The following is a 13536-nucleotide window of genomic DNA, read 5'->3' as shown; positions in this document are numbered from 1 at the left end:
CTATGGTGGCTTTAGGTATACAACTAAAGTCGTAGGAGGGGCGACATGCGGATTCGCGGCGACGTTTTCTGGGGCTGGGCAGACCCAACGCTTCACCATCGGACTCACGACGAAACGTTAAGTGACGGTACTTACATCGATGTCCAGGTGCGACTGTCGCGAACAAGCAATACGCAGATGTTCATCGGGGTCTATGCCCCCAGTGGCATGGCCATTCATGAAGAAGCATTCGATTCGCGTCCAGGCGAATCGATGACCCGTGCCTTGGCGTGGGGCGTGGGCAGGGCGCGGCGGATAGCAAGCGATGCTATTCCCGTGACCGAGCAGTTCGCCTGCGCTAAATAGCGAGCGCTGAAGGTTGCAGTGGGTTGGGCGTGGCTCAGGTCTCATCCTTGATCTTTGCTGCGACGGACCTCAACTCACTGGCAACCCCATCGATGGACTTGATATGAGCGCGTACATCGATCTCACTGTCTGAGGTGGCCCGAGCTTCCATGAACTTAGCGTGCCCGGTCATGGCTTTGCTGAGTTCATTGAGGTGGTCGGCTGTTTTGACGAGATCGGCTTTGATGGTATGAAGCGGTTCCATGAGCGTGAGTGCGTTCCTTGAAGTGTGTGTCTACAACCCTGGGCGACGGTTTAGCGAAGCGTGCGTGACATCAGCCACTGCGGGTTGCCCCACGCCTCGAACTGCTCAATGACCGCCCAGCCACGCTTGGCATAGTAAGCCTGTTTATCATGGGTGTGCAGGTACAAGGTTTCGAGGCCGGCAGTGCGCGCATGGGCACATAGGCCTTCGATCAGGTGCTCGGCGATACCGGCCCCTCTGGCTGCTGGGTCAACGAACACGCAGGCAAGCCAAGGGCCAAGGTCCGGGCGGGAGGGCAGGTCTTGCGCTGCCAGGGCGGCGCCGCCCAACAACTGGCCTTGCTCCAGGGCAATCAGGCATTGCCACTGGCCATTGCCCTGGCCTTCTGCGAACTCCTGCTGCCATCGCGAAAGGTCGATGCCGTCGAACTCATACGTGAACTGCTGATGAATCCACTGAGCGAAGGCGTTGCAGTGGTTCATGTGGTTCGCGAGCCAATCAAACTGAGGCATGGGCATCCTGCGCGGTAGTACCTGGTCAGCGCATCATGACACAACCCTCAAGTGGACACGCAAGTGAAGCTTTTCATGCTAAGGCTGGTCAGTGTCCGACTTGCCGGCTTCATTACCTTGTACCTGTAATACTGAGCCTTTATCGTCCGTTGCCAACAAGTCACTTTGCGCACTGGCAGAGTGCAGCTCTGCATGCGTGACGTTTGCTGCACCCCGAAAGAAAGCGCAGTTTTCGTCACCTGTTTTCAGTGTGTGCAGGTGACCATTCTGATAGAAAAAATGCGTACGGTCGGATGGCATGTGGAGCGCTCCCTGTTGTGCAGCAAGATGATGTGTATCTGCACGGCCTACTCTCTGCCTGCTTCACGGGTTTGGCTACTAGCAGAATTAACAGGTGGCCAGCTTTACTGACACTTCAATAAAATCCTCAATGATTAATAGAGCGCACCTCGACCTTGGTTGATTGGAAGCAAGCTGCAACGCTGGGTAGAATGCCACGTATCCCTATTGGTCAATTGCAAATGCCTACATTTCGTATCTTTGTTTGCACCTTGTTGACTGCCAGCCTTGCCGGTTGCGCAACACCGGGTAACCCTACAGCCAGTAAGCTCACCTCCAAAACCCCAGCACAATATGCCGCCTGTGTACTGCCCAAGTGGCAAGCACTGGCGCCCCTTGCCAACCAGAAATCCATTGCCCACGGCTATCGTTTGACCGCGCCAAGCGCAGTGGCCTCCGACGATGTACTTGAGGTGGTTGAGTCGCGCGACGGCAGCCGCGCCACCTTCTATAAAGGCAGCTTCCTTTCGGGCGACAAACTGCGCCAAGCAGCAAGAGAGTGCCTGTAATGAGCTCAGTAACCTGAGCCGCCCATACCGCCCATGTTGGTCGCCGGCTTGCCAGTCAGTTAAGCGTCATCGGCGGTGAATGGGCATGCTGTGCAGCCCATCGCAGCCGCCCCCTTGGCCGTAACTGACTGGCATTAATCGGGGCAGGGTCATGAGGTGAGGCCGCAAGTACTTCACACGTCATTTGAGCGCACCTGCTTCGGCTACTTCCCTCAGCGTGCTTCGAGTTTTGTGTTCATCCGCTGGCATTGCACTTCTGCATCGGTCCTGTTCGGGTAACTGGGTTTGAGCCGCTCCTTCGCCAGGTTGTCATAAATATCGAACCCCCCGCATACGGTCGCTGCGTAATAACGGCTACCGACGCGGAAAGACTCCATTTCGATGGGTACCGCCGGAACGATAACGAATCTTGGTTGCATGTTTCGTGCCTCCCCAGGCAGAGACCTAAGTATTAGTCGGGCAGTTGGTAACCATCAAGCAGGCTCATGGGCAAGCGACGAATAGCCCGGGACCGAGCATCGGTTCCCGCACGCCCGTTCGTCGGTGCAATGGGGGCAAAGCGCCTGCCAGACCTGCAGGCGGGTGAACAATGACCGGAACGACGGGTCTTTAGACACACCGCGCCTGTGTGGAGAAGGGCGCTGTCATTACTTTCAAATTTGGACAGATTTAGACCCAATAGTCGCTTTGTGTAAGGTTTATGTAAAAGCGTCCGTTGTGCGTACAAGGAACGGTATCGTGTTTTGTACTGTCCAGTCCAAAGTGGCAAACGATGAACACACTTCCGTCGCAGCCCAGTGCTGAACGCGGGGCGTTCTCCAGTTTTGAGGCGTGTCGCAATACCCAGCAAGGCCCCGTGGTGATTCTGGCGTCGGGCGCCTCCGCCAGGCATTTCCCGCTGGCTGATTTTGCCCACCTGCCCATCATCGCCATGAACGGCTCAGTCGCTATGACAGCAGAGCATGGCGTGAAACCGTTTTTCTACGTGTGCACTGACAAGAGCTTCGGCCTCCAGCAACCTGAACTGTTTGCAACCGCCCTGCGTGACAGCCAACGGCTCGCGCTGTGGCCAGAGCAATTCGAGGGTGCTGACATCCCAGCTGCCAGCGAATGCTATGCCTTGCACAAGGCGCACACACCCGGCCTGCTCGACGGTGTGCGCGGGCACGGTGACAGCTGCGTCTGCAGCCGCGCACTGTGGAGCAAACGGGCACGATCGATCGCCTTCAGCAAAGACCTGTCGCAGGGTTTTTTCGATGCCCGCACAGTCGCCTACGTGGCGCTGCAACTGGCTTATCACCTGGGTTTCGAAGAGGTGTTGCTGGTGGGGGTCGACCTTGACCAGACGGTGGGGCGCTTTTACGAGACCGAAGAGGGGCAACACTCGCCGTGCGGCCTGGACCAGCATTGGGACAGCCGTATCCTGCCTTCACTGACCTTGATGGCGCGGCAAGTGGTCAATGAGCATTTTCACGTCTACAACCTGTCGGCAGCATCGCGCATTCCGGCCGAACTGATCCCTAAGGTCAACCTGTCAGAAGCCAGGCGGATTGCCGGCTGCGGGATTGGTTGAGCAAGAAAGCGGGTGCGTGCGGCCTGGCGCCTGCGTAGAGTGCGCTGACCATCTCGCACCCTGCAGGAGTCCCCAATGTCCAGCGCCTTCACCTTGATGCAATCTCCCGTTGGCACGCTGACGCTGGTCGCCCGTGGCGAACGGCTGGCAGCCGTGCTCTGGGAGGAGGAGCGGGAAAACCGCGTGCGGCTCGGTGAGCTTCACCGTGATGACCGGTGCCCGGTACTGCTGAACACCGCCCGCCAGCTGGGCGAGTACTTTGCCGGCACGCGGCGACGCTTCGACCTGGCGTTGGATTTTGCCGGAACGCCGTTTCAGCGCGAGGTGTGGGCTGCATTGCTGACCATCCCTTTCGGTGAAACCCGCAGTTACGGCGACATTGCCCGGCAGATCGGCAACCCCAGCGCGGTCCGTGCGGTGGGCGCGGCCAATGGCCGTAACCCGATCTCCATCATTGCGCCGTGCCATCGGGTGATCGGTGCTTCAGGCAGCCTTACCGGCTTTGCCGGAGGGCTTCAGGCGAAGCAATACCTGCTGGCGCTGGAAGGCCGAGAAAGCCTGGCATTGGCGCTTTGAGTCAGGCACACCTAAAAGACCCAGCTGGCGACCAGGCAGGCCACCAGCGCCAGCGCTGATCCGGCCATCAAGGTGTACTGGCGGTGGGCCCGCCGTGCATGGGGGCGGACCTCTCGCAGGTATTCGCCAGGGGTGGGCGCACCCGGTCGATGGCGCAGGCCTTCGGCGATTTCGGCCAATTGGCCCTGGATCAACAGACCGACCAGATAATGCGTGGATGCGTAGCTCGCCAGCGTCAACAACAGATACTTCACGCAGTCAGCACCCTCAGTGGCACAGCGGTCGCGCTGGAGTGGGTGGTGTCCAGCAGAATCAGCCCTTCGCAGGTGTCATCCAGGCTGGCCAGCAGCTGACCCTGGCTATCCCAGGCCGCAGACCCACCTGCGCCGATGAACGTATCGGCAGGCCCCACGCAGTTGGCCAGCAAGACAGTAAGGCCCAGGGTGCGGGCGACCTCCGGGTAGTGTTGGTAGCCCTCACCAATGCCCTTGGCCGTTTTCGCCACACTGGCCAGGTACACCTGCGCACCCTGTGCCCGCGCCTCTGCAGCATGTTCGATGAACATCGACTCGTAGCAGATGGCTGGCGCTACCCGGTGTTTGGCCACCTCGAGTACCAACGGTTGATCGCCGGCGGCGAAGTAGGGCAGTTCATCGCCGTGCAGGCGCCGTTTGGCATACGCCTGGCGGGGCATGCCTGGGCTCAGGATCGGCATGCCGATGAGAATCCCGTCAGGCGTTGGTAAGGGCAGGCCCACAGCGACTGTGAGTGCATGCTGGTCGCACAGCGCCTGAAGTGGCTCCAGACATGGGGAGGATAGTGGCAGGGCGAGCTGGCGGGCCAAGGTCGGCTCATAGCCGGTCAGTGACAGTTCAGGAAACACCACCAGCTCAGCACCCAGCGCCGCAGCCTGCTCGATGCAATCCAGGTGACGCGCAAGGTTGCCCTGAATATCGCCTTTGAGCGACGCCAGTTGCACGGCGCAGATCTTCATCAACAGCTCCTTCCCTGGTACGAGTCAAGGGCCGAGCATACGCCTGGCCGCAACACCTGTACCAGTGAAGGGTTTTTCAGGAAGCGGAGTGCGGTGCGAAGCGCTGGCGGAACCAGTCATTCAGCATGGCCTTTTCGGCATACAGGCGGTCGCTGCTGCTGGTCACCCGCCCCGGGCGGCTGAGGTACATCTTGTCGCTGACCCGTTCCTGCGCTTGCTGGTCAGGTTTGCCGGGCTGGCTGAGGGTGTAGCTGAGGTCGATGGTCGGCCAGGTGATTTCGCGCATGAAACGCACATCGTAGGCATTGCTGTGCCAAGGCTCGAAGCGCCCGGCGAGGTCGATGTCACGGATGTCGATAACCAGCTGCTGGTCTGCCTGCAAGTAGCGCTGGCCGAGCTTGTGCAGGTACTCGGTCAGGGTCTTCATGACATAGGCGTCTGCACCCCGTTCGTAGCCGGCACTGTCGAGGCTGGCATCGCGAAATGTCTCGGGATGGTCGAATCGCACCTCGACCTGCGCAGCGGAAGCACCTTGTGCCATGCTGTTCAATGACAGCGCCACGAGCACGGCACACACGAGGGCGGTACGCATGATGCACCTCCAAGGTGAAAGACGTGTCCCTTTATTCTACGCCTGCCCTGACAGCACCCGCAGAGGAAGATTGTAATGAGTCGGTTTCGGCGGGTAGCCGCCAACCCACTGGGTCGAGACCTGGCGGTGGGTGATATCCACGGGCACTTCGGGCGCCTTGTTCGGTGCCTGCAAGCGGTCGGGTTCAACCCTGCAGTGGACCGCCTGTTCAGCGTCGGTGACCTGGTCGACCGCGGGCCGCTCAGCCACGCGGCACTGGCGTGGCTGGACTTGCCCTGGTTCCATGCCGTGCAAGGTAACCATGAGGCGCTGGCGGTTACCTACTTGCGCGGTGGCCGGCTCGACCTGGAGATGTACCACGCTGCCGGTGGTGGCTGGTTTCTCGAGCTGCCCAAGGCCGAGCAGCGGCGCTTTGTCGAACGCTTCGAGCAATTGCCGATCGGTATGGAAGTTGAAAGTGCAGCGGGCCTGATCGGCCTGTTGCATGCCGACAGCCCCTTCGCCGATTGGCCCGTATTACGCAGCTGGCTGGAACTGGATGACGACCCTGAGGTACGCGAAGTCTGCCAATGGTCGCGGCGCCGGCTGAAGGAGGGCGACACCCGGCCTGTGCACGGCATCCGTGCCTTGTTGGTCGGGCATACACCGGTGCTGCAGGTCAAACAGCTGGGCAATGTCTGGCACCTGGACACCGGCGGCTGGGCCAGCGGCCATTTCAGCCTGCTTGACCTGGCGACACTGGAGCTGGTCAGCCCCGTACAAGGTGCACAAGCAACGCCCCGGCTAACACCATCAGCATGACCCCCGAGGCCCGCTCCAGCCAGGGCAAGGCACGGGCGAAGCGCTGCAGCACGCGCTGGTTGCCGATGGCCATGGCGACCAGCAGGTCCCAGAGCAGCACGATGCTGAACATCCAGCCCGCATACACCACCTTCCAGCCGACGCTGCTGCTGGCGACCATGCTGGCGAGGCTGGCGTAGAACAGCGCGTTCTTGGGGTTGAGAATGCCCGACAAAAAGCCCATCGCCAGGCTACGCCACCCACCTGGTACAGCGCCGTCGCCGGCAACGGCGGCCAGGCTGGAGTGCCCGGCGTAGCGCAAGAATTGTGTGCCGATGTACAAGAGGTAAGCCGCGCCGGCCAGCTGCAAAGCGATGAACAACAGGCTGCCTTCGCGCAAAATCGATAGGCCGGTAAAGGCCATGGCGATGAAGGCGCCATTGGCCAAGGCGATACCCAGGCACGCGCCGCTGGCGCTGCGCCAACCGCCACTGATGGAGGTGCGGGCAACCAGGAAAAAGTCTGGGCCGGGTGAAAGCAGGGCTAGGAAGTGGGCGAGGGCGACGATCAGGAACTGCTCCATGGGCGGGACGACTCCGGCAGGGGAAAGCCGCAGTCTGGCGTCGAGCCTGGAGCCCGTATTGAAGATTATTGCGCGGGGCCTCAATGGCCTCGGTATTGCCCGGGCGTTACCCCCACGTGCGCCTTGAACACCCGCTGAAAGTGGCTTTGGTCGGCAAACCCAAGCTGGTAGGCGACCTCTGCCAGCGCCAGGCCCTGGTTCAACAGAAGCCGGCTGCGATTGACCCTGGCATTGAGCAGGTAGGCATGGGGCGTCAGGCCGGTGGCTGCGCGAAACGCCCGGATCAGTTGATACCGCCCCAGTCCTGTCTCCTGGGCCAACAACGTCAGGCTCAGTTGCGCAGGGTTCTCAGCCTCGATCCGTTCGACCAGGCCACTGAGCAGGGAGGCGCCCAGCGCCGGTGTCGCCTCCAGCGTCGGGTGCGCGCAGAAGTCCTGGTCCCCCATGAAGGCAATCAGCGCCGCCTCTTTCTCGCCGTTGCTCGCACCGGAGAACAGCAAGGCATTCAACGCGCAGAACTGGCGGTACAAGGCAGGTGCATGGCTGATGCGGGCCGGCTCACCCGCCTGCGCACCGCGCAGCCCAGACTCCAGTCGCAGTTGCGACAGCCAATCGGCATCCACGTGCAGCATCTGGTAGCTCCAGGCCTGGCCAGGCGCCGGATTGCACGCATGCACACGCTTTGCCGGGACCATCACCAAGGTGCCGGGTGTCAGGCGTTGTTGACCACCACTTGCCCCGGTAAACAGGCTGAAGCCAGCATCCACTGCCCCCATGGAAAAAGTCGGATGGCTATGCGCCTTGTAGCAGGCGCGGCTATGGCAGGCGCGGCGGCTTTCGACGAAGGGCAGGGCGGGGTCGCGCCAGACGCGGGCTTGGGAGCGGGGCATGAAGGGGTCCTCGACGGGGGCAAAAGCTTACCAGTAGCAGGGGACCCGTACAGTTTTTTTGGCTGGCTGTAACTTGACCCTTTGCGCTTCTGCGGTCGAAATAAGCGCTTGATGTCAGAGGACAATAATAATGGATCTTGCCAGTTTGCTGCTGTTCATCCCCGCTTGCTTCGCCCTCAACATGGCGCCCGGGCCCAACAACCTGCTGTCGTTGCACAACGCCAGCCGCTACGGCCTGCGCACGGCCTGCGTGGCCGGTGGTGGGCGCATTGTCGCTTTCAGCGGCATGATTGCGCTGGCGGCCATGGGCCTGGCGGTGGTGCTGCATACCAGTGAATACCTGTTCCTCGCCATCAAGGTGATTGGTGCCGCCTACCTGTTCTACATTGCCTGGCAGCTGTGGCGGGCCCCTGTTGGTGAAGCCGTGGTGGCGGGTGATCACCCGCGCGGCACCTGGCGCCTGGCGCGGCAAGAGTTCTGGGTGGCGGCGGGCAACCCCAAGGCGATCCTGATCTTCACGGCCTTCCTGCCCCAATTCGTCTCGGTCGGTAGTGCTACCCCGGTCAGTGAGCAGTTCCTGTGGCTGGGCGTGCTGTTCCTGCTGCTGGAGTGGGCCGCCATCGCCATCTATGCGGGCCTTGGCGCCTATATGCAGCGCTGGTTCAGCCAACCTGGGCCGCGCCGTATGTTCAACCGGGTCAGCGCCTCCTTGCTGGGCTGCGCTGGCCTCGGTCTGCTGGCAGCGCGCCGCTAGAACTGCCAGCGCACACCCAGGTTCACGCCGCTGGCTTCCTGTTGGCGGCTGTCCAGGTTGGCGCTGTACTGCACGCCGCCGTGCAGGCTAAGCGCTTCACTCACTTGCGCCACCACACCGCTTTCGAGTTGCACCGAGGTGTAGCGGTAGTCGGTCTTGATCGTGTCGAGTTCATCGAACGTCAGCGTGTCGCGGCCACCGTCGCCGTGCCACAGGTTGACCTGCGCATAGGGTTGCAGCAGGCGTCCACCGGTGCCCGTGAAGGTGCCTTCAAGGCGTGCACCAAGGCGCGCGGTCAGTTCAACCTGGGCGTCATGGCTGATGCGCGAGACGCTGTCACGGGCGGTGTCCAGCGAGACCTTCTGAGCGATCAACTGGGCTTGTGGCTCCACGGTCCAGCGTTGCGACAGAGCGATGGGGTAGCCGGACTCCAGTGATGCTGTCCAGGCATGGCCATTGACGTTCAGCTTGTCACCACGGTGCGAGCGCGCCCGGCCATCCAGGTCGGTGTACTGCAGCACGGCGTCGAGGTACCCGCGCTGTGCGCCAACCAGCGTCCAGTAAGCGCCGACGCTGTCGCCATCGAGCTTCAGGTCACCGACGCTGCGGTCTTGTACGGCCAGGGCAAACCCTTTGACGTCGGCGTCCAGGCGACTGTGGCTGACATACACGCCGACCTGTTGGCGATAACCGCTGTCATTGACCTTGGCATACACGTCCTGGCCGACCTTGAAGCCATACAGGTCACCGTCCAGGCTGGGGCTGACCGTGCCGGTCCATTGCTGGCGCAGCGTGCCGCCGTAGGCCTGGCCCCAGCTGGCGGGGAGCCCGCCTTGGCCGGTAAGCAACTGCTGATCGCCCTGGCGCTGGTGAAAAGTACCCAAGGCTTGGCGGGCGATGATCGCGGCGCCTCTGGGGGCTGCGGCGTACACAGGGACTTCGGCGCGGTACAGCGCCAAGGGCTTGCCCTGCACGGGCGCAGGCAATTCAGCTTGCCCGGGCGCCGCCGCAACCACAGGCGGGGTCGCAGCCGGTTCGATTACGGATGGCTCGCCGGGCTGCGGTGCAGGCGCCGCAGCGGGCGGGGCGACCAAGGTCGAGCGCAGGTACCAGCTGTTTTCGCTGCCTGCCGTGATACCACCCTTGAACAGGCGATAGTCGTAGGCACCCACCGAAAGCGTCTGGGTCTGGACGAAAGCGTCGTTCCGGCTGACAGCGCCGTTGCGGGCTTCGACCACTTGGATACCGTTTTGTGTGGTCAGCGCGCCTGCGCCACCCAGGTTATTGACCAGCAGGCCAGTGCGGCCAGCGATAACCCCGCGGCTGACGACCAGGCGGTCGGAGGCCGCGCCATCCCCGGCCAGCACGCTGTTCACGCGCAGAGTGCCGTTGTTGCCGGTGTAATCGCCTTGAATGCTCAGGCGCCCCTTGGCATCGTTGCCCCGCGACAGGTCTATCGTGCCGGCGTTTTCGACCGACACCTTGTTCCCGTTCTGAATACTCGCAATGCTGCCTTGGCGTGCGATCAGCGCGCTGCTCGCATCGATTGTGAAGCTGCCTGTACCGGTCGCGGGGAGGGAGTCGGTGCCTAGGTCGCCCAAGGTGAGGGTATCGTCAAGGGTGAATCGGCTGGCGTTGGTCAACGCCACGGACTCCCAGTTGGTGTACAACGCCCCGCGCGTCACCTGGCTGCGGTTGAACACCAGGGTGTCATTGCCAGCGCCGCCGTCGATGCTGATGTCCAAGGCCTTGGCATCGAGGCTGTCGATTGTCGCGGAGTCATCGCCAATACCCATATCGACCCGGCCGCCGATGCCGCCGCCGGACCACGTGAAGGTGTCGTTGCCGGCACTGGCGAGCACATTCCCCTTGAGCGAACCACCACTGATGGTAATGCGGTCCTGGCCGCCACTGGTGCTGATATTGCCGCCAATCGAGCCCCCGCGCAGTAGGATCGTGTCGTTGCCAAAGCCGCTCACCAAGTTGCCGTCAATCTTGGTTGCAACGGCGGTGTCCTGGGACATTTCGAAGTAGTTGTCAGCGAGCTTCAAGTCGACTCGGCCTATCTGGCCGCCCGAAAAGATTGCATGATCGCCATCCTCGAACGCACCGATAATGCGCCCGCCCGACATTGTGAAATTATCGAACCCTTGGCCCTGGTTCAGCGACTGGACCGTGCCCCCGCGCATGGTGAAGGTGTCGATCTGTAAGGTTTGCGAGGTCGCCTCCAGGCTGTCGCCCGGCAGGACGGTCAGTGAATCAGGGTAGCCAAGCGTCGGCAGTACGAGCAGTGGCAACGCGGCAGGGGCAAGCAGGCGGTGATAACGCATCGGCAGGTCTCCGGGGCCTCAGAGGGGGACCACTGCCTGACGCGGCGCTTAGGCGCACCGCCCCGGTCCTGCCTGAGTTGTAGGGAAAGGCCTGACGTTGAACAACTGGCAATAATGCTAGGTGGCCTGTTGCCACCTGACGCTGTCAGTCGCGGTAGAAGGTTTGCACCAGGTGGTAGCCGAACTTGCTCTTGATCGGCCCATGCACCACGCGCAGCGGCTTTTTGAAAATGACCTGGTCGATGGCGCCGACCATCTGGCCGGGCCGCACCTCACCCAGATCACCGCCGCGCTTGCCCGACGGGCAGGTGGAAAACTTCTTCGCCAGCACGTCGAAGGCCTCGCCATTGGCGATGCGCTGCTTGAGCTTTTCGGCTTCGTCAGCGGTCTTGACCAGGATGTGGCGGGCTTGAGCTTTCATGGGACACCTGTGCTTCGGGGTAAAAAAAGGGCGCCATTATGCCTCATTGTGCAGCGCGTTGTGGTCGCGGAACTGCTCCAGCGCCTCCGGGTTGGCTAGGGCGTCGGTGTTTTTCACCGGCAGGCCATGGACCACATCACGTACCGCCAGCTCCACCAGCTTGCCGCTGATGGTGCGCGGTATGTCGTTGACCTGGGCAATCACCGCAGGCACATGGCGCGGCGTGGTGTACTGGCGTATCACCTGGCGAATGCGTTGGCGCAAGGCGTCATCCAGCTGCAGGCCATCCCGCAGGCGCACGAACAGCACCACCCGCACATCGCCTTGCCAGTCCTGGCCGATGGCGACGCTTTCCAGCACCTCTTCGACCTTCTCCACCTGGCGGTAAATCTCTGCCGTGCCAATGCGCACCCCGCCAGGGTTGAGCACGGCATCGGAGCGGCCGTGGATGATCAGGCCACCGCTGGCGCGTTGCTCGGCATAGTCGCCTTGCGCCCATACCCCGGAAATTGGCTGAAGTAGGCCGCGTGATAGCGGCTGCCATCGGTGTCGTGCCAAAAGCCCAGCGGCATGGACGGAAACGGCTGCAGGCACACCAGTTCACCTTTTTCGTCATACACGCTCTGGCGTTGCGCGTTCCAGACCTCCACCGCCATGCCCAGCCCCTTGCACTGGATTTCGCCGCGATGCACCGGCAGCGTCGGGTTGCCCAACACGAAGCAGGCGACGATGTCGGTGCCACCGGACATGGAGGCCAGGCATACATCGGCCTTGATCTTGCGGTAAACGTAATCGTAACTGTGCGGCGACAGTGGCGAGCCGGTCGACAGCAGCAGGCGCAAGCTGGTCAGGCGGTGCGTGGCGGCAGGCTCAAGGCCTTCCTGTTCGAGTGCGGCCAGGTACTTGGCGCTGGTGCCGAAGGCATGGATGCCCTCGGCGTCGATCAAGTCCAGCAGCCGCGCTGGCCCGGGGTGGAAGGGCGAGCCGTCATACAGCACCAGTGTGGCACCTACCGCCAGGCCGCTGGCCAGCCAGTTCCACATCATCCAGCCGCAGGTGGTGTAGTAGAACAGCACATCATCGGCCTTGAGGTCATTGTGCAGGCCGTGTTCCTTGAGATGCTGCAGCAGCACCCCACCGGCGCGGTGAACGATGCACTTGGGTACGCCGGTGGTGCCGCTGGAGTAGAGGATGCACAGCGGATGATCGAAGGGCAGCGGGGTGAATCGAGGCATGCCGCCAGGCTGGAAAAAACCCTCCCACAAGTCGACACGGGACGCGTGGAATTCGTCGGCGCGGGTCCCGCTGCGGGTATGGGGTACCACGATCAGTTGCTCAAGGGCGGGTAATTGGGCGCAGACCTGGTTGACCTTGTCGACCTGATCGATGACCTTGCCGGCATAGTGGTAACCGGCGCAGACGATCAGCAATTTGGGGCTGATCTGGCCGAATCGGTCGATGATGCCGTGCACGCCGAATTCGGGTGAAGCGCTGGACCAGATTGCACCGAGGCTGGTGCAGGCCAGCATGGCTACCAGGGTTTCCCAGGTGTTGGGCATGATGGCAGCGATGCGGTCGCCCGGTTTCACACCGCAGGCCTCGAACGCCCGTTGCAGCCCCGCGACCTCGGCGGCCAACTGCGCATGGGTCAGCACTCGGCGCTGGCCGTCTTCGCGCACGGCGATCAATGCCGGGCGGTCATCGCGCCGGCGCAGCAGGTGTTCGGCGTAGTTCAGGGTGGCGCCAGTGAACCACTGGGCATCGGGCATTTGCGGGCCTTCGCGCAGCACGTGGCTCGGTGGTTGGTGCCAGTTGACGTGAAAGTACTCGGCAAGGCTTTGCCAGAAGGCTGAGCGCTGCTCGATGCTCCAGCGGTGCAGTGCCTGGTAGTCGTTTAATTCGAGGTTGTAGCGCAGGTTGACCCAGCGGCGAAACGCAACCATCCGGCTGGCCTCGATCTGCGCTGTGGAGGGGCTCCAGAGTACGTCGTTCATGGCGAACCTCCAGTTGTTGCGGGAGGGGGGTAGGAGCAGCCTTGCGCTGCGAAGAGGCCAGTAATAGCAGTGAAGATTTACTGTATTTTCACTGGCCTCT

The 13536-nt window shown here is 62.1% G+C and carries 17 protein-coding genes and 1 pseudogene; 6 read left to right on the top strand and 12 right to left on the bottom strand.

The genetic code is table 11. The annotated features are described in order from the left end of the window. Positions 1–45 precede the first annotated feature (45 nt). Positions 46–345, top strand: a complete 300-nt coding sequence (locus LOY53_RS13915) for a hypothetical protein (RefSeq protein WP_258702804.1) — start codon at positions 46–48, stop codon at positions 343–345. Positions 346–379: 34 nt separating this feature from the next. On the opposite strand, the gene LOY53_RS13910 is transcribed toward LOY53_RS13915, so the two are convergent. The 3 genes from LOY53_RS13910 to LOY53_RS13900 form a co-directional block, all read right to left on the bottom strand. Next, a complete protein-coding gene (locus LOY53_RS13910; protein ID WP_027594847.1) occupies positions 380–589 on the bottom strand; it encodes a hypothetical protein in 210 nt (69 codons plus the stop codon). Between the two features lie 50 nt (positions 590–639). Next, on the bottom strand, positions 640–1101 hold the full coding sequence (locus tag LOY53_RS13905) for a GNAT family N-acetyltransferase (protein ID WP_252824333.1): 462 nt from the start codon (positions 1099–1101) through the stop codon (positions 640–642). Positions 1102–1179: 78 nt separating this feature from the next. Continuing rightward, positions 1180–1401, bottom strand: a complete 222-nt coding sequence (locus tag LOY53_RS13900; protein WP_258702803.1) for a hypothetical protein — start codon at positions 1399–1401, stop codon at positions 1180–1182. A gap of 191 nt (positions 1402–1592) precedes the next feature. Here LOY53_RS13900 and LOY53_RS13895 point away from each other — a divergent pair, with 191 nt between their 5' ends. Beyond that, positions 1593–1949: a hypothetical protein gene (locus LOY53_RS13895; RefSeq protein ID WP_252824329.1), complete on the top strand. Its 357-nt coding sequence runs from the start codon at positions 1593–1595 to the stop codon at positions 1947–1949. A gap of 212 nt (positions 1950–2161) precedes the next feature. Here the strand turns inward: LOY53_RS13895 and LOY53_RS13890 are convergent, their stop codons facing one another. Continuing rightward, the gene (locus LOY53_RS13890) at positions 2162–2368 is read right to left on the bottom strand and encodes a hypothetical protein (RefSeq protein WP_252824327.1); all 207 of its coding nucleotides are present in this window, start codon (positions 2366–2368) and stop codon (positions 2162–2164) included. 353 nt (positions 2369–2721) lie between these two features. Between LOY53_RS13890 and LOY53_RS13885 the strand changes: the two genes are divergently transcribed. After that, on the top strand, positions 2722–3522 hold the full coding sequence (locus LOY53_RS13885; protein ID WP_252824325.1) for a lipopolysaccharide biosynthesis protein: 801 nt from the start codon (positions 2722–2724) through the stop codon (positions 3520–3522). Positions 3523–3597: 75 nt separating this feature from the next. After that, entirely contained in the window at positions 3598–4098 is a 501-nt protein-coding gene (locus LOY53_RS13880; RefSeq protein WP_252824323.1) for a methylated-DNA--[protein]-cysteine S-methyltransferase, read from the top strand. Positions 4099–4109: 11 nt separating this feature from the next. Here the strand turns inward: LOY53_RS13880 and LOY53_RS13875 are convergent, their stop codons facing one another. From LOY53_RS13875 to LOY53_RS13865, 3 genes are all read right to left on the bottom strand, one after another. After that, the gene (locus tag LOY53_RS13875; RefSeq protein WP_258702802.1) at positions 4110–4352 is read right to left on the bottom strand and encodes a hypothetical protein; all 243 of its coding nucleotides are present in this window, start codon (positions 4350–4352) and stop codon (positions 4110–4112) included. Then, complete coding sequence (locus LOY53_RS13870; RefSeq protein ID WP_258702801.1) at positions 4349–5092, bottom strand: carbon-nitrogen hydrolase family protein; 744 nt, start codon at positions 5090–5092, stop codon at positions 4349–4351. The genes LOY53_RS13875 and LOY53_RS13870 overlap by 4 nt, the downstream gene beginning before the upstream one ends. A gap of 76 nt (positions 5093–5168) precedes the next feature. Then, a complete protein-coding gene (locus tag LOY53_RS13865; protein ID WP_258702800.1) occupies positions 5169–5684 on the bottom strand; it encodes a DUF3016 domain-containing protein in 516 nt (171 codons plus the stop codon). Between the two features lie 75 nt (positions 5685–5759). Between LOY53_RS13865 and LOY53_RS13860 the strand changes: the two genes are divergently transcribed. Further along, the gene (locus LOY53_RS13860; RefSeq protein ID WP_099453986.1) at positions 5760–6485 is read left to right on the top strand and encodes a metallophosphoesterase; all 726 of its coding nucleotides are present in this window, start codon (positions 5760–5762) and stop codon (positions 6483–6485) included. On the opposite strand, the gene LOY53_RS13855 is transcribed toward LOY53_RS13860, so the two are convergent. Both LOY53_RS13855 and LOY53_RS13850 read right to left on the bottom strand, forming a co-directional pair. Then, positions 6433–7047 (bottom strand): LysE family translocator, encoded by a 615-nt coding sequence (locus LOY53_RS13855; protein WP_258702799.1) that lies wholly within the window; start codon positions 7045–7047, stop codon positions 6433–6435. The two genes, LOY53_RS13860 and LOY53_RS13855, sit on opposite strands and share 53 nt — an antisense overlap. Before the next feature lie 80 nt (positions 7048–7127). After that, positions 7128–7937, bottom strand: a complete 810-nt coding sequence (locus tag LOY53_RS13850) for an AraC family transcriptional regulator (protein WP_252824315.1) — start codon at positions 7935–7937, stop codon at positions 7128–7130. Positions 7938–8067: 130 nt separating this feature from the next. Here LOY53_RS13850 and LOY53_RS13845 point away from each other — a divergent pair, with 130 nt between their 5' ends. Then, entirely contained in the window at positions 8068–8691 is a 624-nt protein-coding gene (locus tag LOY53_RS13845; RefSeq protein ID WP_099453989.1) for a LysE family translocator, read from the top strand. Here LOY53_RS13845 and LOY53_RS13840 read toward each other — a convergent pair. The 3 genes and pseudogenes from LOY53_RS13840 to LOY53_RS13830 all read right to left on the bottom strand — a co-directional run bounded on the left by LOY53_RS13840 (position 8688) and on the right by LOY53_RS13830 (position 13436). Further along, positions 8688–11021 carry an autotransporter outer membrane beta-barrel domain-containing protein gene (locus LOY53_RS13840; RefSeq protein ID WP_258702798.1) on the bottom strand — a complete coding sequence of 778 codons (2334 nt, stop codon included), beginning with the start codon at positions 11019–11021 and terminating at the stop codon, positions 8688–8690. The genes LOY53_RS13845 and LOY53_RS13840 overlap by 4 nt on opposite strands. 145 nt (positions 11022–11166) lie before the next feature. Further along, on the bottom strand, positions 11167–11442 hold the full coding sequence (locus LOY53_RS13835; protein WP_009686637.1) for a peptidylprolyl isomerase: 276 nt from the start codon (positions 11440–11442) through the stop codon (positions 11167–11169). A 36-nt stretch (positions 11443–11478) separates the two neighbouring features. Then, a pseudogene (locus LOY53_RS13830) lies at positions 11479–13436 on the bottom strand (acetoacetate--CoA ligase). Between the last annotated feature and the right edge of the window lie 100 nt (positions 13437–13536).

It is taken from the genome of Pseudomonas sp. B21-031 (genome assembly GCF_024748985.1).
GTDB lineage: Bacteria > Pseudomonadota > Gammaproteobacteria > Pseudomonadales > Pseudomonadaceae > Aquipseudomonas > Aquipseudomonas kermanshahensis.
The sequence above is the reverse complement of the archived record's forward strand: the minus strand, read 5'-3'. Positions and strand labels throughout refer to the sequence as shown.